The sequence below is a fragment of the Mycolicibacterium wolinskyi str. Jessa 2025 genome (assembly GCF_049241375.1).
GTDB classification, from domain to species: domain Bacteria; phylum Actinomycetota; class Actinomycetes; order Mycobacteriales; family Mycobacteriaceae; genus Mycobacterium; species Mycobacterium wolinskyi.
The window spans coordinates 473,620-490,823 of sequence record NZ_CP185960.1; the positions used below are offsets into that span (position 1 = coordinate 473,620).

Sequence of the window (17,204 nt, forward strand, 5' to 3'; positions counted from 1 at the left end):
GCGTGTCTCCCTTATCCTTGATGCGACTCATTCCCAGCTTTTGAAGGGCAGACAGTGGCGCTCGTCGTACAGAAATACGGCGGATCCTCGGTTTCGGATGCCGAGCGGATCCGCCGCGTCGCCGAGCGGATCGTGGAGACCAAGAAGGCGGGCAACGACGTCGTCGTCGTCGTCTCCGCGATGGGCGACACCACCGACGACCTGTTGGACCTGGCGCGCCAGGTTTCGCCCGCGCCGCCGCCGCGGGAGATGGACATGCTGCTCACCGCCGGTGAGCGCATCTCCAACGCGCTGGTCGCGATGGCCATCGAGTCGCTCGGCGCGCAGGCCCGCTCCTTCACCGGATCGCAGGCCGGCATCGTCACCACCGGCACCCACGGAAACGCCAAGATCATCGACGTCACCCCCGGTCGCCTGCGCGACGCGCTGGACGAGGGCGTCATCGTGCTGGTCGCCGGTTTCCAGGGCGTCAGCCAGGACAGCAAGGACGTCACCACCATGGGCCGCGGCGGCTCCGACACCACCGCGGTGGCCCTGGCCGCCGCGCTGAACGCCGACGTCTGCGAGATCTACACCGACGTGGACGGCATCTTCACCGCCGATCCGCGCATCGTGCCCAACGCGCGCCACCTCGACACCGTGTCGTTCGAGGAGATGCTCGAGATGGCGGCCTGCGGTGCCAAGGTGCTGATGCTGCGCTGCGTCGAATACGCCCGCCGGTACAACGTGCCGATACACGTCCGCTCGTCGTACTCGGACAAGCCCGGCACCATCGTCAAAGGATCGATCGAGGACATCCCCATGGAAGACGCCATCCTGACCGGAGTAGCCCACGACCGCAGCGAGGCGAAGGTCACGGTGGTTGGGCTGCCCGACGTGCCCGGCTACGCCGCCCAGGTGTTCCGCGCGGTCGCCGAGGCCGACGTGAACATCGACATGGTGCTGCAGAACATCTCCAAGATCGAAGACGGCAAGACCGACATCACCTTCACGTGCTCGCGCGAGAGCGGTCCCGGTGCGGTGGAGAAGCTGACCGCGCTCAAGGAAGAGATCGGGTTCAGCCAGGTGCTCTACGACGATCACATCGGCAAGGTGTCGCTCGTCGGCGCGGGCATGCGCAGCCATCCCGGCGTCACCGCCACGTTCTGTGAGGCGCTGGCCGAGGTCGGCGTCAACATCGACCTGATCTCGACCTCCGAGATCCGCATCTCGGTGCTGATCAAGGACACCGAATTGGACAAGGCCGTCGCGGCGTTGCACGAGGCGTTCGGCCTTGGCAGCGACGACGAGGCCGTGGTCTACGGCGGAACGGGGCGTTAGAGATGGTCAACATCGGAGTCGTCGGTGCGACCGGTCAGGTCGGCCAGGTCATGCGCACCCTGCTTGAAGAGCGCAACTTCCCGGCCAGCTCGGTCCGGTTCTTCGCCTCGGCACGGTCCGAGGGCAAGAAGCTGCCGTTCCGCGGCCAGGAGATCGAGGTCGAGAACAGCGAGACGGCCGATCCGTCCGGTCTGGACATCGCGCTGTTCTCCGCGGGCGCGACGATGTCGCGCGTGCAGGCGCCGCGATTCGCCGAGGCCGGCGCCGTCGTCGTCGACAACTCGTCGGCCTGGCGCAAGGACCCGGACGTGCCGCTGGTCGTCAGCGAGGTCAACTTCGCGCGCGACGCCGGACGACGTCCCAAAGGCATCATCGCCAACCCGAACTGCACCACCATGGCCGCGATGCCGGTGCTCAAGCCGCTGCACGACGAAGCGGGCCTGACCCGGCTGATCGTGTCGAGCTACCAGGCCGTCTCGGGCAGTGGCCTGGCCGGCGTCGATGAGCTCGCTTCGCAGGCGCGTGCGGTGATCGACGGCGTCGAGCAGTTGGTCCATGACGGGTCGGCGCTCGATTACCCCGCGCCCGTGAAGTACGTCGCGCCCATCGCGTTCAACATCGTTCCGCTGGCCGGTTCCCTGGTGGACGACGGCTCGGGCGAGACCGACGAAGACCAGAAGCTGCGCAACGAGAGCCGCAAGATCCTCGGCATCCCCGAGCTGCTCGTGTCGGGCACGTGTGTGCGGGTTCCGGTGTTCACCGGACACTCGCTCTCGATCAATGCCGAATTCGCCGAACCGCTCTCGGTGTCACGGGCGACCGAGCTGCTGTCTTCGGCGCCTGGGGTCAAGCTCGTCGACGTGCCGACCCCGCTGGCCGCCGCCGGTGTCGACGAGTCGCTGGTCGGCCGCATCCGCCAAGATCCCGGTGTGCCCGACGGCCGCGGTCTCGCGTTGTTCGTGTCCGGCGACAACCTGCGAAAAGGTGCGGCGCTGAACACCATTCAGATCGCCGAGTTGCTGGCCGCCGAGCTCTGACCCCTTCGGGTGGCCCGCTGGTTCTCCGCTGCCGCGGTGCTGATCGCTGCGTCGGTGTGGCAGGCACCGGTGCTTCACGCCAATCCGCCGGAGCCGTGGCCTGAGCCGGTTCTGCCGAAGCTGGCGCCCGGCCAGGTGCTGCGGATCGGGCCGATAGCCGGAACCGGCACGCCGACAGGGGATTACGGTATCGGCGCCACCGATCTGTGTGAGTTCATGGAGTTCCCGAGCCGGGTGCTGCAGGTGTGTGGTGACAGCTTCGCCGGGCAGGCCGTCGGATTCGGTGGCTGGTATTCACCCATCGCGCTGCACGTCGAGTCCGATTCCATCGACGATCCGGCCGGGGTCCGCTACGACGGCGTCAGCGGGGTCGACAAACCGCTGCTCGCCGATGCGACGCCGCCGGGTGGATCGCAACTGCCCGCGGGTGTCGTGGCCATCAACCGCGAGAACTACATGATGGTGACCACCACCCGGAACCTGGTGCCGCAGACCTCTCGGTTGGTGAAAGCCGATGCGGCGCAAGGTAATTGGCCGACGATTGCCGGTTCGGCGCGCGACGCGTCGTATCTGGGCGGTGCGCAATCCCAGATCAGCGGGTACTACGACCCGATTCCCACGCCCGATTCGCCGCGCGGGTGGGTCTACATCGTCGCCAACAACTTCGACCGGAGCGGTCCGGTGTTGCTGTACCGGGCCACTCCACAGGCATTCACCGACCGGGCGGCCTGGCAGGGTTGGTCCGCGGCGCCAGGTGGCGGCTGGGGTAAGCCGCCGACCGCACTGTGGGCCGATCGGGTGGGGGAGATGAGCATCCGGCAGATCGACGGCAAGTCGGTGCTCTCGTACTTCAACGCGAGCACGGGAAACATGGAGATGCGCGTCGCCGACGATCCGACCGGGCTCGGGACTGCGCCGGTGACGACTGTCGTGGTCGCGAGCGAGTGGCCCGAGCCCGCCGAGGCGCTGCCACCACCCGAGGTCAACCGACTGGCCCAACCGTACGGCGGCTATATCTCGCCCGGCTCGACCCTGGATGAGGTCCGCGTGTTCGTCAGCCAGTGGAACACCACGCCGCGCGGCGGAACGCCGTACCGCGTGCTGCAGTACGTCGTGAACCCGATCAAACCCTGGGAGTGACGCCCGGTCCCGGGCACCTATGGTCGTGCCCGCCTATGCGCGACAATGTCGCTGAACAAGCCTCGTAGGCAACGTCATTCACTCTGGACCCAGGTCGCGGACCGCGACTGTCACGCTGGCCTCGTCTTTCACTCCCGAAACGGATTCTCGGCTGCCCGCCTTGCAGCGACAAAGTCGCTCGTAGCCGGGCAGCCCGATTTCTGTGGTGTGAGTGACCAATTGGACCGATGGGACAGAAGGGTTCAGCGGCGCGAGGCCCCTGAGGCTGATGTTGCCTGCGAGGCGATTTCCGCGACATTGTCGCGCATAGGCGGGCGGAGGGGCACTGCGGTCCGGGCGGGCGCTGGAGGCGCTGCGTTTCCGTACGGCAGCCGGGGGCCGCTACCGGCCTTTCACAGCTGATTCATAGCTGATTCTTGATCGGCACCTGAACAGCGCTCGCATGCTCGTGACATGACAGAAACACCAGCCACGTCCGAGCCCGCGACCGGTCCGGTCGTGACCTCTGAACCCGTTGCGCAAACGCCCGTCGCGCCGGTGGTGCCCGAGCGCCGCCAAAGCCGTGTCGTCCAAGCCGCCGCATGGGTGGGCATCGTTGCGGGCGTCGTCTTCATCGTCGCCGTGATCTTCGGGACCGGGTTCGTCCTCGGCGCCCATTCCGGTGGTGGTGACCACCACCGCGGCGGTCACGGCGATCGGCACGGCGTCATGATGTTCCACCGCGGCGGACCGCCGCCGATGATGGCTCCGGCCGAGCGCATGATGCCCCCGTTCGGGCCGGGCGGTGGACCGGAGTTCCGTCCGCCGTCAGCACCGGACCGTCCGGAGGCGCCGACGCCCACGTCACCGGCGCGACCATAATCACAGCCGCTCTTTTTGACCGATTCCAGAAAATGCGCGCATACTGGATTCGTGACCACGGTGCATGACCACGACCCGAAGGCCCTGTTGCGGGCCGTCGGGTTGCGGGTCACTGCGCCGCGGGTCGCGGTGCTGGAGGCGCTCGCCGCCGAGCCGCATTCGACTGCAGACGATGTGGCCGGGCGAGTTCGCCAGAACCTGGGATCGGTGTCCACGCAGGCCGTGTACGACGTGCTTCGGGCCTGCGTCAACGCAGGTCTCGTCCGGCGGATCGAGCCTGCCGGATCGTCCGCTCGGTACGAGACCCGAACGGACGACAACCACCACCACCTGGTGTGCCGGGTCTGCGGCCGGGTGGCGGACGTCGATTGCGCAGTGGGGGAGACCCCGTGCCTGGAACCCTCCGACCTCGCCGGCTTCACGGTCGATGAGGCCGAGGTGGTCTTCTGGGGAGTCTGCGCCGACTGCCAGGCGAACGGCAGCACCGTCTAGACCACATCTGCAGCCCGCAGGACGCCCCGGCCACGACCCCTCGGTGGCCGGGGCTTCTGCTATTGGTCTGCTATTCGTCCGAAGCCCTGGGCACGGCGGCCGGAATCGTGAGATTCTCGCTAACCATGACGCGCGGTCGGGTTCTGGTTGCGCTGCTGGCGGTCCTGCTTGTCGCCAGCGGCTGCGGCCTGCGCGGCTCGGAACCGCAACGCGGCGCGGTGATGGTCTTTGCCGTCGGAGATTGCGTGAGCGTGCCCGCGGGCACGCCACAGGCGCCCGAGGTGGTCCGCGCCGCCGAGGTCGACTGCAGCGCCGATCCCAGTTACACGGTCGGCGCGATCGCCGACGGCAGCGGGACCTGCCCGAGCAGCGAATACCAGCATCTGCCCGCCGAGTACGCCGATCCGTCGACCGCCCGGCTGTGCCTTGTGCCCAACCTCGTCGCCGATCACTGCTACGAACTCGGGCTGCCTGCCGGCGTCGTCGAACTGGCCGACTGCTCGGATCGCGGCCAGGGCGTCCTGGTGCAGGTGACGCAGCGGCTCGATGTCCGTGACCAGGCCGCATGCCCAACGGCGGCCGGACAATTCGCGTGGCCGTACCCGTCGCCCGCCCGGACCTATTGCACCCGCACCGTGTACTGACTGGCATGATCGAGCCCATGCGTGCCGTGACTGTGGGTCTCGGGGTGGCCGGTCTCGCGTTGGCCTTGGCGGCACCTGCGGGTGCACGTCCGTCCGATCCGGGTGTGGTGTCCTACGCCGTCATGCCGAAGGGTTCGGTGAGCAACATCGTCGGCGCCCCGATGCGATGGGAAGCCGAGTTCACCGAACCGTTCCAGGGGTTCTCGGTGGACAACCCGGTGTGCAACAACTGGGCCGACATCGGGCTGCCCGAGGTGTACAACGATCCGGATCTGGCGTCGTTCAACGGCGCGACGACCCAGACCGCCGCGGGCGACGACACCCACCTCGTCAAGCAGGCCGTCGGAGTCTTCGCGAACCCCGACGCGGCCGACCGGGCGTTCCACCGTGTCGTCGACCGGACAGTGGGCTGCTCGGGTCAGACGACGGCGATGCATCTCGACAACTTCGTCAACGAGGTGTGGACGTTCACCGGTGGCCCGGCCTCGGCGACCGATGCCGACTGGGTCAAACAGGAGGCCGGCACCGACCGCCGCTGCTTCACGACCACGCGCAAGCGCGAAAATGTTCTGCTGCAGGCCAAAGTGTGTCAGTCCGGCAACGGCGGCCCCGCCGTCAACGTGCTGGCCGGCGCGATGCAGAACACGCTCGGGCAATAACAGGGTCGCGACTTGTCGGTGCCATCTGGAAGATAGAGGACACCAGACGGTCCGACACCGGTGAGGACCGGGAGGGGTGTTGCCATGGCCGTACCCATCAGAGTTGACCCAGGCCGCCTACCACCCAAGGAGTTCACCAGCGCAGAGCAGGCCGCAGCACATGTCGGCGCCGGTTGCCTGCAGGACGGGCCGACCGGGCGGGTCGGTCTTGAGATCGAGGCGCACTGTTATGACCTCGCCGATCCGATGCGGCGTCCGGGCTGGGATGAGCTTTCGGCGGTGATCGCGACCGTGCCGCCACTGCCGGGCGGTAGCCGGATCACGGTCGAGCCGGGCGGCGCCGTTGAACTGTCCGGTCCGCCGTTCGACGGTCCGATGGCAGCCATCGGCGCGCTGCTGGCCGACCGGGCCGTGCTGCGCGCGGCGTTCGCGCGCGAAGGTCTGGGGCTCGTGCTGCTCGGCACCGATCCGTTGCGGCCGACGCAGCGCGTCAACCCCGGGCAGCGCTATCAGGCCATGGAGCAGTTCTTCGCGGCCAGCGGATCGTCCGAACCGGGTGCCGCGATGATGACGTCGACGGCTTCGGTCCAGGTCAATCTCGATGCCGGACCGCGCGACGGCTGGGCCGATCGCGTGCGGCTCGCGCATGCGCTCGGGCCGATGATGATTGCCATCACGGCGAATTCGCCGGTTTTGGGCGGTCAGTTCACCGGCTGGAGTTCGACGCGCCAGCGGGTGTGGGGCCAGCTGGATTCCGCCCGGTGCGGGCCGATCCTCGGTGTGGACGGCGATGATCCGGCCAGCGACTGGGCGCGCTATGCGATGCGGGCGCCCGTGATGCTGGTGAATTCGCCCGGTGCGGTTCCGGTGACGAACTGGGTGCCGTTCGCCGACTGGGCCGACGGCCGGGCCGTCTTGGGTGGCCGCCGGCCCACCGAAGCCGACCTCGACTACCACCTCACGACGTTGTTCCCGCCCGTGCGGCCGCGTCGATGGTTGGAGATCCGCTATCTCGACAGCGTGTCCGACGCGCTGTGGCCCGCGGCGGTGTTCACCCTCACCACGCTGCTCGATGATCCGGCCGCCGCGGAGATCGCCGCACAGGCCACCGAATCGGTCGCCACCGCGTGGGATCGCGCCGCGCAGGCCGGCCTGGCCGATCGCCACCTGCATGCCGCCGCGCTGACGTGCGTACAGGCCGCGGCCGAGCGGGCACCGGCCGAGCTTGAGGAATCGATGCGGCATTTGGTGCGTTCGGTCGAACAGGGACGGTGCCCGGCCGACGACTTCGCCGATCGGGCAGTGCAACACGGGATCGCCGCCGCGGTGAGCCAACTGGCGAAAGGTGAGCTTTGACCACACGCGAGATGCTGGCCCGAGAGCTCACGAGAGCCCGGGAGCGAACCCTGCGCCTCGTCGACTTCGACGACGCAGAACTGCACCGCCAATACAACCCGCTGATGAGTCCGCTGGTGTGGGATCTGGCCCATATCGGCCAGCAGGAAGAACTGTGGCTCCTGCGCGACGGCAATCCGAACCGGCCCGGGATGCTGACGCCCGAGGTGGACCGGCTGTATGACGCGTTCGTGCATTCGCGCGCGAGCCGAGTCGACCTGCCGCTGCTGCCGCCCGCTGACGCACGGGCCTACTGCGCCACCGTGCGGTCCAAGGCCCTCGACGCGCTCGACGCGCTGCACGACGAGGATCCCGGGTTCAACTTCGGGCTCGTGATCAGCCACGAGAACCAGCACGACGAGACCATGCTGCAGGCGCTGAGCCTGCGCGAAGGCCCGGCGATACTCGACGCCGGAGCGGCCCTGCCCGCCGGGCGGTCCGGGCTCGCGGGCACCTCGGTGCTGATACCGGGCGGACCGTTCGTGCTCGGGGTGGACGAGCTCACCGAACCGCATTCGCTCGACAACGAACGGCCGCCGCACGTCGTCGACGTGGCCTCGTTCCGCATCGGCCGCGTCCCGGTGACGAACGCGGAATGGCGTGAGTTCATCGCCGACGGCGGATACGACCAACCGCGGTGGTGGTCCGAACGCGGGTGGTCCCACCGGCAGGAGGCGGGTCTGACGGCGCCGCAGTTCTGGAACGCCGACGGCACCCGCACCCGGTTCGGCCACACCGAAGCGATCCCGCCCGACGAACCCGTCCAGCACGTCACGTACTTCGAAGCCGAGGCCTATGCGGCTTGGGCGGGAGCGCGACTGCCGACCGAGATCGAATGGGAGAAGGCCTGCGCGTGGGATCCCGTCGCCGGCAGCCGGCGCCGATTCCCTTGGGGCGCTTCGGAGCCGACCGAGATGCTGGTCAACCTCGGCGGCGATGCGCTCCGGCCCGCACCCGTCGGGGCGTATCCGAACGGCGCGTCGGCCTACGGCGTCGAGCAGATGCTCGGCGACGTCTGGGAATGGACGAGCTCGCCGTTACGTCCGTGGCCCGGCTTCACGCCGATGGTGTACGACCGCTACACCGAGCCGTTCTTCGACGGCGATTACAAGGTCCTGCGTGGCGGTTCGTGGGCGGTCGCGCCCAGCATTCTGCGGCCCAGCTTCCGCAACTGGGACCATCCGATCCGGCGGCAGATCTTCTCGGGCGTCCGGCTGGCCTGGGACGCCTCGTAATGTGCCGGCACCTGGGCTGGCTCGGCGAACCCCGGTCGGTGGCCTCGCTCGTGCTCGAACCGCCGCAGGCGCTGCTGGTGCAGTCCTATGCGCCACGGCGCCAGAAGCACGGCCTGATGAACGCCGACGGTTGGGGTGCGGGCTTTTTCTCGCCTGATCTGCCGACGCCCGCGCGCTGGCGCAGCGACAAACCGCTGTGGGGCGATGCCTCGTTCGCGTCGGTCGCCCCCGCGCTGCGCAGCGGCTGCATCGTGGCCGCGGTGCGGTCGGCGACCATCGGCATGCCGATCGAACCGTCGGCATCGGCTCCGTTCAGCGACGGCCAGTGGCTGCTGTCGCACAACGGCCTCGTCGACCGTGCGGTTCTGCCGCTCACGGCGCGTGCCGAATCCGCGGTCGACAGCGCGGTGCTCGCGGCACTGATCTTCGAGCGCGGCCTCGACGCGCTGGGTGACACGATCGTCGAGGTCGGTGGTCGTGACCCGAATGCCCGGCTGAACATATTGGCCGCCAACGGCTCTCGTATGCTCGCCACGACCTGGGGTGACACCCTGTCGCTGCTGCGCTGTTCTGACGGCGTGGTGCTGGCGAGCGAGCCCTACGACGACGATCCCGGCTGGCAGGACATCCCGGACCGCCATCTCGTCCATGTGCAGGACTCTCACGTCGAGCTGACACCTCTGAAAGGACCGGCATGACGCTCTCGCTGTCGAACTACCTCGCGGCCGATTCCGCGGCCGCCGCGTTGCGCCGCGATGTGCGCGACGGACTTACGCAGACCCCGAAAACCCTTCCACCCAAATGGTTCTACGACTCGGTGGGCAGTGATCTCTTTGACCAGATCACTCGGCTGCCCGAGTACTACCCGACCCGCACCGAGGCGCAGATCCTGCGGGAGCGGTCCGCCGAGATCACGGCCGCGGCCGGAGCCGACACTCTCGTCGAGCTCGGCAGCGGGACCTCGGAGAAGACCAGAATGCTACTCGACGCCATGCGTGCGGGCGGGTCGTTGCGCCGCTTCATCCCGTTCGACGTCGACGCCGGGGTGCTGCGCGCCGCCGGTGACGCGATCGGCCGCGAGTATCCGGGCATCGAGATCGACGCGGTGTGCGGTGATTTCGAAGAACACCTCGGCAAGATCCCGCGCGTCGGGCGGCGGCTGGTCGTGTTTCTCGGCTCGACGATCGGGAACCTGACACCCGGCCCGCGGATGGATTTCCTGAGCGCCCTCGCCGACACGCTTCAACCCGGCGACAGCCTGCTGCTCGGCACCGATCTGGTGAAGGACTCCGAGCGGCTCGTGCGGGCCTATGACGACAGCGCGGGTGTCACGGCCGCGTTCAACCGCAATGTGCTGGCCGTCGTGAACCGCGAGCTCGACGCCGATTTCGACCTGGACGCCTTCGACCATGTCGCGAAGTGGAACAGCGTCGAGGAGCGGATCGAGATGTGGTTGCGCGCGCGCACCCCGCAGCAGGTCCGGATCGCGGCGCTGGATCTCGACGTTGCCTATGCCGCCGGTGAGGAGATGCTCACCGAGGTGTCGTGTAAGTTCCGGCCGGATGGTGTCGCCGCCGAGCTCGCGAAATCCGGTCTGCGGCAGACTCATTGGTGGACCGATTCGGCAGACGATTTCGGCTTGTCGCTGGCGGTGAAATGAGTCTCGCGCAGCAGTGGCGGGATGCCCGCCCCAAAGTCGCCGGCCTGCATCTGGACAGCGGCGCGTGCTCGCGGCAGAGCTTCGCGGTGATCGACGCCGCCACCGCGCATGCCCGCCACGAAGCCGAGGTGGGCGGATACGTCGCGCTCGAAGCCGCCGCCCCCGTACTCGACGCCGGGCGGGCCGCGGTCGCGGCGCTCACCGGGTTCGATGCGTCGGATGTCGTCTACACGACCGGCTCCAACCATTCGTTGGGTCTGTTGCTCGCGAGCTGGCCGGGGGAGCGGACACTGGCGTGTCTGCCCGGCGAATTCGGGCCCAACCTTGCGGTCATGGCGGCCAACGGGTTTGAGGTGCGAGCACTGCCGGTCGATGGCGACGGCCGGGTGGTTGTCGACGAGGCCGTACGTGAGTTAGCGGCGAATCCCCCGGCGCTCGTGCACTTCACTGCGCTGGCGAGCCACCGGGGTGTTGCGCAGCCGGTCGCCGAGTTCGTCGCGGCCTGCCGCACCGAAGGCATCCCGATCGTGGTCGACGCCGCGCAGGCGCTCGGGCATCTGGACTGCAATGTCGGCGCCGATGCGCTGTATTCGTCGTCCCGCAAGTGGTTGTCGGGGCCGCGCGGTGTCGGAGTCCTGGCTGTGCGGCCGCAACTCGCCGAACGGCTGCAACGACAGCTTCCCCCGGTGGACTGGGATGTGCCGGTGAACCTGCTGCAGAGCTTCGAGCACGGCGAACACAATGCGGCGGCCCGGATCGGGTTCTCGGTGGCCATCGGCGAGCACTTGGCGGCCGGGCCGGACCTCGTGCGGGCCCGGCTCGCGGAGGTGGGCCGCACTGCCCGCAGGGTCCTGGCCGATGTATCCGGTTGGCGCGTCATCGAACCTGTCGACGAGCCCACCGCGATCACCACCCTGGAACCGACCGACGGTGCCGATCCCACCACGGTCCGGGCCTGGCTGATCGCCGAACGCGGCATCGTCACCACGGCCTGCGAGGTGATGCGTGCGCCGTTCGAGATGACCAAGCCGGTGCTGCGGATCTCGCCGCACATCGACACGACACTCGACGACCTGGAGCATTTCGCGACGGCGCTGGGCGAAGGCCCTAACGGACACTGACGCGCGATCACGCCCGCATCAAGACTTGTGCGGCTTCCCGTGCTTGGTGTGCGGGATCGGGCGTACCGAAGATCGCGGCTGTGGTGATCGCGCCTTCGGCGAGTAGCGCGAGCTGACCGCCGAGAGCGCGTGGTCGGCCGGCGGCTTCGACGAGGTCGGCGAGGTAGTCATGGAAGACGCGCTTGTGGTGGCGTGCCTGTTCGGCGACCGCGGGTGAGACGCCGCCGAGTTCGCCGAACGAATTGATGAAGGCACACCCGCGATAGTCGGGTTCGGAGAACCAGTTGTAGAGCCAGTCGAACACCGCGGTGACTCGCTCGGCCGGCTTCTGGGCTTCGACATGGTCGACGAGCGCGCGCTGCCATCGCGAATCGCGCTGCCGCAGAAACTCCAGAACCAGTTCCTCTTTCGACGGGAACAGTTGATACAGGCGCTTGAGGGATATCCCGGATGCGGTGCGCACGGCATCCATGCCGACCGCTTGGATGCCGCGCCTGTAGAAGAGCTGTTCGGCTGCTTCGAGAGCCCGCTCCTGGGCCGTTTCCTGATCCAACACCCTTCGCTCCTTGCGCGGAGAACCAACGTTCTCTACGGTAGCAGATGAAGGAGAACGATCGTTCTCCGCTGAAGGGAGCGAGTCGAATGTCGGAATCCGCCAGGCCGCCGTTGCCGCCGTTCACCCGTGAAAGTGCAATAGAGAAGGTCAGATTGGCCGAAGACGCATGGAACACGCGGGACCCGCTGCGGGTGTCACTCGGGTACACCGTCGGCTCGCGCTGGCGCAACCGCGCGGAGTTCGCGACGGGCCGAGACGAAATCGTCGCGCTGCTGACCCGCAAGTGGAACACCGAACTCGACTACCGGCTGATCAAGGAACTGTGGGCGTATGACGGCAACCGCATCGCCGTCCGGTTCGCCTACGAGAACCATGACGATGCGGGCAATTGGTACCGGTCGTACGGAAACGAGAACTGGGAGTTCGATGAGTACGGGCTCATGCACACGCGCCACGCGTCGATCAACACCGCGCCGATCGCCGAGGACGACCGTAAGTTCTTCTGGCCGCTGGGCCGGCGACCGGACGACCACCCCGGCCTGAGTGACTTCGGTTTCTGAACTGCGCGCACAAACCACGTGCGCAAGCGGTAACGTCAACGGTTGTTCGCGGTGTTGCCGACGGTACTAGCCAGCCAAGTGCCGGGCGGCGATGTGACGGGAGAGCCCCATGAAGCTCTGCATCATCGGAGGGCTGTCTGTCGTGCTGCTTGCCGGAGGGTTGACTGCCACAGCGCCGCCGGCGAGCGCGGGCTGCCTCTACGGCGGACCTGTTATCAGCAAGTGCGACGGGCCCATTCAGCCCGACGGCACGTGGGAACGTTGTGTGGGAGTTTTCCAGTACGTGCCCAGTGGCCTCAGCTCCCACCTGGTGCCGGTCAAACGATGCGATGTGATGGGTCCCGGCCACGAGTATCCGTTTGATTTCGTTTTCGCCGACCCACCGACGCGCATCAACGACTGAACCGGACGGATCCCCGGGCGCCGAACGGCCACACACGGCGACCCACCGTTACGAGTGGGCCGCGACCTACCCGATCGGACAGTTCTGGCATGCCGGTCGGCGGGTAACGCCTTCGAATCGTTGTGACGCGCCACACCAACGTTCACGGTGGTGTCACACGACAGAAGGAGGATCCAATGGCCATTGAGCTGAACCAGATTTGGGACTTTCCGATCAAGGAGTTCCATCCGTTCCCGCGCGCGCTGCTCGGCGTCGGCGCACACGACATCATCGGCGTGGAGGCCAAGAACCTGGGCTTCAAGCGCACGCTGCTGATGACCACGGGCCTGCGGGGCTCGGGCATCATCGAGGAACTCACCGGCAAGATCGAGTACCAGGGCGTCGAGGTCGTGCTCTACGACAAGGTGGAGTCCAACCCCAAGGACTACAACGTCATGGAAGCCGCCGCGCTCTACCAGCAGGAGAAGTGCGACAGCATCATCTCGATCGGCGGAGGCTCGAGCCATGACGCCGCGAAGGGCGCCCGCGTGGTGATCGCCCACGACGGCCGCAACATCAACGAGTTCGAAGGTTTCGCGAAGTCCACCAACAAGCAGAACCCGCCCCACATCGCGGTATCCACCACGGCCGGAACGGGTTCGGAGACGTCGTGGGCCTACGTCATCACCGACACCTCCGACATGGACCACCCGCACAAGTGGGTCGGATTCGACGAGGCGACGATCGTCACGCTCGCGATCGACGATCCGCTGCTGTACTACAGCTGCCCGCAGCACTTCACCGCATACTGCGGTTTCGACGTCCTCGCGCACGGCAGTGAGCCGTTCGTGTCGCGGCTGGACTTCGCGCCGTCGCTCGGAAACGCCTTGTACTCGGTCGAACTCGTCGCCAAGCACCTGCGGGAGGCGGTGTTCGAACCGCGCAACCTCAAGGCCCGCGAAGGCATGATGAACGCGCAGTACATCGCCGGGCAGGCGTTCAACTCCGGTGGCCTTGGCATCGTGCACTCGATCAGCCACGCCGTCAGCGCATTCTTCGACAGCCACCACGGCCTCAACAACGCGATCGCGCTGCCCCGTGTGTGGGAGTACAACCTGCCGGCGCGTTACGAGCGCTATGCGCAGTTGGCCACGGCCATGGGCGTCGACACGCGCAACATGACCACCGTGCAGGCTGCCGACGCCGCGGTGGAAGCCGCCATCCGGCTGTCACAGGACGTCGGAATCCCCGACAACTTCAGCCAGATTCGCACCGACTCGTACGACAAGAACCGGATGAACACCGGAAAGTACGCGGGCCGGGGTGAGGTGATCAAGGGCGACGACAAGACGGTCCTCGCGATCTCCGAACACATCCAGGACGACTGGTGCACGCCGGGCAATCCGCGTGAGGTCACCGTCGAGTCGATGATCCCCGTCGTCGGCCACGCGATCAACGAGTCCTACTGACCCGGTGGCAGAGCAGGGGCGGAGCTGTCGCCCCCATCCGAGCACGCCCCTGCTCTGCCCCACCCCCTGGAGGCAGCCGTGACCACCGTGACCATTCCCATGCACGACGAGCCGATCTCGTTCGACAGCGCCGCTGAACTCGCCGACGCATTGCGCGAGCAGGACTACATCGCCGACACCGACCTCGCCACCGTGGTGCATCTCGCGACCGCACTCGACCGGCCGCTGTTGCTGGAAGGCCCTGCGGGTGTCGGCAAGACCGAACTGGCGAAGGCGCTCGCCGCGGCGGGCGGCCGTAAGTTGGTCCGGCTGCAGTGCTATGAGGGACTCGACGACAACCGCGTGCTCTACGAATGGGATTACGCCAAACAGCTGCTGCACGTACAGATGTTGCGTGATCGAATCGCCGCTGATGCCAGCGCCATTGACGAGATCGCCGGGAACCTCTACACCGAGGACTTCCTGTCGGTGCGTCCGCTACTGGAATCGGTGCTGTCCGAGCAGCCCGTCGTGCTGCTGATCGACGAGGTCGACCGCACCGAGGAAGCCATGGAGGCGTTGCTGCTTGAGGTGCTCGCCGAGCGGCAGATCACGATCCCCGAGATCGGGACGTTCGTGGCCCGCACGGTGCCGTGGGTCGTGTTGACCTCCAACGACACTCGCGAGTTGTCGGCCGCGCTCAAGCGTCGTTGCCTGCACTTTCATCTCGACTTCCCTACGCCGCAACGGGAACGCGACATCGTCGGCGTCCGGGCGCCGCACGTCGAACCCGCGGTGGTGGCCGACGTGGTCGAACTCGCGCGAACCCTGCGTGAGCTTCCGCTGCGCAAGAGCCCGTCGATCTCCGAGGTGATCGACGGGGCACGCGCGGCTGCGCTGCTCGGCGGGGACGTGCCGCAGGACCTGCTGCTGTCGACGTTGGTGAAGTTCACGAGCGACCGCGACATCGCGCTGCGTCACCTCACGCAAACACCCACTGTCGCAACCGAAGTGCACGAGCGAGTCACCGTGGCGTCGCGGCCGGCCAACACCACCACCGCGGCGTTCCGCGGACGCGGCGGCCGAAAGTGACACCGGCTCAGATCCTCGACATCGCCGCGGCGGCATTCGGTCAGCTGCTGCGGCGGGCCGGCGTGGCGACCTCGCCCGCCGAGGTGATCGAGGTGCGTCGCGTCCTGGGCCTCCTCGGCGCCAAGGATCTGACGGCCCTGCGGGCCGCGTTGCGTGCCACCTGCGCGAAATACGGTCGCGAACAACGCGGATTCGACCGCGCCTTCGACGCGATGTTCGGCGCCGTGGACGTGGCACATCACGAGCCGGGGGCGGTCCCGAGCCGTGCGCACACCGGCTCGGGCCTGCCCGACCAGCTCGAGATCGATGAGAACCAAGAGATCGGGCGCTACGCCGAATACAACGAACGCGCCGCCGAAGTCGGCGATCACTTCGACACCCCGGAGGCCGACAAGGGCTTCAATCCGCACAAGGACGACGACGATTTCAGTGTGACGGGCGCCGACAACCAGCTGACCGTGTCGGCCGAAACCGACAGCGGCAGAAGGGGCGTGCGCTATACCGTCGAGGTGAACCGGGCGGCGTCGAGCATGGCAGGCGACCTCGCCGACTCGGTGGCACCCGTCGTCGCCGGGGGCCTGCACTGGGACGATCCGGAATCGATCCTGGCGTGGCTGGACGCCTACGATCCCACCCGCACGTACGGCGAGGACGCCGGCGATCAACCGTTGACGGCCGAACAACTGAGCCAGCTCAGCCAGGCGGTCGAGGGGTTCGTCGCTGCGCTGGCCGACCGCTGCGGGCTTGCAGCCGAGCCCGAGGGTCCCGACGGGCCCGCCGACGTGGGGCTCGCCGCCGACATAGACCTGGCCTGCCACGAGGTGTTGCGCCGGATGCGGGGTGCGCCGCGACCGCGGCCCCGCGAGCGCGGGCGGGGCCGGCTCGACATGCGCCGCACGACGCGGGCGAGCCTGCGCACCGACGGCGTCCCGTTCCACCTGGTGATGCGCACGCCGCTGCCGGACCGCATCCGGTTGCTCGTCATCGCCGACGTGTCGCTGTCGGTGCGGCCGGTCACCGCGTTCACACTGCGGCTCGCGCAGGCCATGCACCGGCGGGCGCACCGGTGCCGGGTGATGGCATTCGTCGACCGTCCCGTCGACGTCACCGAGATCCTGCTGCGCGCCGGCGGCGACGACGCGCTGGCCGCGGTACTCGCCGAGGCGCAGCTGGACCTGGAGGCCAGCAGCGACTACGGGCAGGTGTTCGACGAGATGCTCGACGGGCAGGCCGGCGCGCTGGATTCCCGGACGGCGGTGCTGGTGGTCGGCGACGGCCGCAGCGGCGGGCTGCAGTCCGGCGTCGAGCGGCTGCGGGCGCTGCGCCGCCGCGTACACCGGCTGGCGTGGGTGACGCCCGAGCCGATCCGGTACTGGCGCCAGGCGACCTGCGCGATGCCCGAGTACGCGCAGGTCTGCGACAAAGTTGTGGTCGCGCGCGATGCCGAGCAGCTCACCGCTCGCGCCGGGGAACTCGCACACGCCCTGTCCTGACCGCACTACCTACCCGATCGGGTAGGTACGCACCTGCCCACCTGCACATTGGTTGTGCCTGCCGGCCCACGTAGGGTGGTCGTGTTACGTGGATCACACAGCAGGGAGT

At 67.8% G+C, this 17,204-nt stretch carries 18 protein-coding genes; 17 read left to right on the forward strand and 1 reads right to left on the reverse strand.

What is annotated here, in order from left to right; genetic code table 11:
- The first annotated feature begins 54 nt into the window (after nt 1-54).
- The 12 genes from ACOI2T_RS02470 to egtE all read left to right on the forward strand — a co-directional run bounded on the left by ACOI2T_RS02470 (nt 55) and on the right by egtE (nt 11,564).
- The gene (locus tag ACOI2T_RS02470) at nt 55-1,320 is read left to right on the forward strand and encodes an aspartate kinase (protein ID WP_067851769.1); all 1,266 of its coding nucleotides are present in this window, start codon (nt 55-57) and stop codon (nt 1,318-1,320) included.
- Between the two features lie 2 nt (nt 1,321-1,322).
- On the forward strand, nt 1,323-2,357 hold the full coding sequence (locus ACOI2T_RS02475) for an aspartate-semialdehyde dehydrogenase (RefSeq protein ID WP_409502494.1): 1,035 nt from the start codon (nt 1,323-1,325) through the stop codon (nt 2,355-2,357).
- A gap of 36 nt (nt 2,358-2,393) precedes the next feature.
- Nucleotides 2,394-3,497 (forward strand): DUF4185 domain-containing protein, encoded by a 1,104-nt coding sequence (locus ACOI2T_RS02480; protein WP_409502495.1) that lies wholly within the window; start codon nt 2,394-2,396, stop codon nt 3,495-3,497.
- 453 nt (nt 3,498-3,950) lie between these two features.
- A complete protein-coding gene (locus ACOI2T_RS02485; RefSeq protein ID WP_409502496.1) occupies nt 3,951-4,358 on the forward strand; it encodes a hypothetical protein in 408 nt (135 codons plus the stop codon).
- A 51-nt stretch (nt 4,359-4,409) separates the two neighbouring features.
- Complete coding sequence (locus ACOI2T_RS02490) at nt 4,410-4,850, forward strand: Fur family transcriptional regulator (RefSeq protein ID WP_409502497.1); 441 nt, start codon at nt 4,410-4,412, stop codon at nt 4,848-4,850.
- A gap of 125 nt (nt 4,851-4,975) precedes the next feature.
- Complete coding sequence (locus ACOI2T_RS02495) at nt 4,976-5,494, forward strand: hypothetical protein (RefSeq protein ID WP_409502498.1); 519 nt, start codon at nt 4,976-4,978, stop codon at nt 5,492-5,494.
- Between the two features lie 17 nt (nt 5,495-5,511).
- Nucleotides 5,512-6,153 (forward strand): sensor domain-containing protein, encoded by a 642-nt coding sequence (locus ACOI2T_RS02500; protein WP_165765911.1) that lies wholly within the window; start codon nt 5,512-5,514, stop codon nt 6,151-6,153.
- An 84-nt stretch (nt 6,154-6,237) separates the two neighbouring features.
- Nucleotides 6,238-7,509: an ergothioneine biosynthesis glutamate--cysteine ligase EgtA gene (gene egtA / locus ACOI2T_RS02505; protein WP_409502499.1), complete on the forward strand. Its 1,272-nt coding sequence runs from the start codon at nt 6,238-6,240 to the stop codon at nt 7,507-7,509.
- Nucleotides 7,506-8,783: an ergothioneine biosynthesis protein EgtB gene (gene egtB, locus ACOI2T_RS02510; protein ID WP_409502500.1), complete on the forward strand. Its 1,278-nt coding sequence runs from the start codon at nt 7,506-7,508 to the stop codon at nt 8,781-8,783. Before egtA ends, egtB begins: the two co-directional genes overlap by 4 nt.
- Nucleotides 8,783-9,481, forward strand: a complete 699-nt coding sequence (egtC, locus tag ACOI2T_RS02515; protein ID WP_067851776.1) for an ergothioneine biosynthesis protein EgtC — start codon at nt 8,783-8,785, stop codon at nt 9,479-9,481. The genes egtB and egtC overlap by 1 nt, the downstream gene beginning before the upstream one ends.
- Complete coding sequence (gene egtD, locus ACOI2T_RS02520) at nt 9,478-10,443, forward strand: L-histidine N(alpha)-methyltransferase (protein WP_409502501.1); 966 nt, start codon at nt 9,478-9,480, stop codon at nt 10,441-10,443. Before egtC ends, egtD begins: the two co-directional genes overlap by 4 nt.
- The gene (gene egtE, locus ACOI2T_RS02525; protein WP_409502502.1) at nt 10,440-11,564 is read left to right on the forward strand and encodes an ergothioneine biosynthesis PLP-dependent enzyme EgtE; all 1,125 of its coding nucleotides are present in this window, start codon (nt 10,440-10,442) and stop codon (nt 11,562-11,564) included. The genes egtD and egtE overlap by 4 nt, the downstream gene beginning before the upstream one ends.
- Nucleotides 11,565-11,571: 7 nt before the next feature.
- On the opposite strand, the gene ACOI2T_RS02530 is transcribed toward egtE, so the two are convergent.
- Nucleotides 11,572-12,120: a TetR/AcrR family transcriptional regulator gene (locus ACOI2T_RS02530; protein ID WP_409502503.1), complete on the reverse strand. Its 549-nt coding sequence runs from the start codon at nt 12,118-12,120 to the stop codon at nt 11,572-11,574.
- Between the two features lie 86 nt (nt 12,121-12,206).
- Here ACOI2T_RS02530 and ACOI2T_RS02535 point away from each other — a divergent pair, with 86 nt between their 5' ends.
- The 5 genes from ACOI2T_RS02535 (at nt 12,207) to madC (ending at nt 17,095) form a co-directional block, all read left to right on the forward strand.
- On the forward strand, nt 12,207-12,680 hold the full coding sequence (locus ACOI2T_RS02535) for a nuclear transport factor 2 family protein (RefSeq protein WP_409502504.1): 474 nt from the start codon (nt 12,207-12,209) through the stop codon (nt 12,678-12,680).
- A gap of 109 nt (nt 12,681-12,789) precedes the next feature.
- A complete protein-coding gene (locus ACOI2T_RS02540) occupies nt 12,790-13,083 on the forward strand; it encodes a CDGP domain-containing protein (protein ID WP_409502505.1) in 294 nt (97 codons plus the stop codon).
- A gap of 176 nt (nt 13,084-13,259) precedes the next feature.
- On the forward strand, nt 13,260-14,531 hold the full coding sequence (gene mdo / locus ACOI2T_RS02545) for an NDMA-dependent methanol dehydrogenase (protein ID WP_409502506.1): 1,272 nt from the start codon (nt 13,260-13,262) through the stop codon (nt 14,529-14,531).
- A gap of 99 nt (nt 14,532-14,630) precedes the next feature.
- The gene (locus tag ACOI2T_RS02550) at nt 14,631-15,602 is read left to right on the forward strand and encodes a MadB family AAA-type ATPase (protein WP_409502741.1); all 972 of its coding nucleotides are present in this window, start codon (nt 14,631-14,633) and stop codon (nt 15,600-15,602) included.
- Nucleotides 15,599-17,095 carry a MadC family VWA domain-containing protein gene (gene madC / locus ACOI2T_RS02555; protein ID WP_409502507.1) on the forward strand — a complete coding sequence of 499 codons (1,497 nt, stop codon included), beginning with the start codon at nt 15,599-15,601 and terminating at the stop codon, nt 17,093-17,095. Before ACOI2T_RS02550 ends, madC begins: the two co-directional genes overlap by 4 nt.
- Nucleotides 17,096-17,204 lie beyond the last annotated feature (109 nt).

What these genes read in the sequence shown, in the direction of transcription:
- ACOI2T_RS02475 (WP_409502494.1), top strand. Translation starts at nt 1,323, where the DNA reads ATGGTCAACATCGGAGTCGTCGGTGCGACCGGTCAGGTCGGCCAGGTC.
- ACOI2T_RS02485 (WP_409502496.1), top strand. Translation starts at nt 3,951, where the DNA reads ATGACAGAAACACCAGCCACGTCCGAGCCCGCGACCGGTCCGGTCGTG.
- ACOI2T_RS02495 (WP_409502498.1), top strand. Translation starts at nt 4,976, where the DNA reads ATGACGCGCGGTCGGGTTCTGGTTGCGCTGCTGGCGGTCCTGCTTGTC.
- ACOI2T_RS02500 (WP_165765911.1), top strand. Translation starts at nt 5,512, where the DNA reads ATGCGTGCCGTGACTGTGGGTCTCGGGGTGGCCGGTCTCGCGTTGGCC.
- egtA (WP_409502499.1), top strand. Translation starts at nt 6,238, where the DNA reads ATGGCCGTACCCATCAGAGTTGACCCAGGCCGCCTACCACCCAAGGAG.
- egtC (WP_067851776.1), top strand. Translation starts at nt 8,783, where the DNA reads ATGTGCCGGCACCTGGGCTGGCTCGGCGAACCCCGGTCGGTGGCCTCG.
- egtD (WP_409502501.1), top strand. Translation starts at nt 9,478, where the DNA reads ATGACGCTCTCGCTGTCGAACTACCTCGCGGCCGATTCCGCGGCCGCC.
- egtE (WP_409502502.1), top strand. Translation starts at nt 10,440, where the DNA reads ATGAGTCTCGCGCAGCAGTGGCGGGATGCCCGCCCCAAAGTCGCCGGC.
- ACOI2T_RS02535 (WP_409502504.1), top strand. Translation starts at nt 12,207, where the DNA reads ATGTCGGAATCCGCCAGGCCGCCGTTGCCGCCGTTCACCCGTGAAAGT.
- ACOI2T_RS02540 (WP_409502505.1), top strand. Translation starts at nt 12,790, where the DNA reads ATGAAGCTCTGCATCATCGGAGGGCTGTCTGTCGTGCTGCTTGCCGGA.
- mdo (WP_409502506.1), top strand. Translation starts at nt 13,260, where the DNA reads ATGGCCATTGAGCTGAACCAGATTTGGGACTTTCCGATCAAGGAGTTC.
- ACOI2T_RS02550 (WP_409502741.1), top strand. Translation starts at nt 14,631, where the DNA reads ATGCACGACGAGCCGATCTCGTTCGACAGCGCCGCTGAACTCGCCGAC.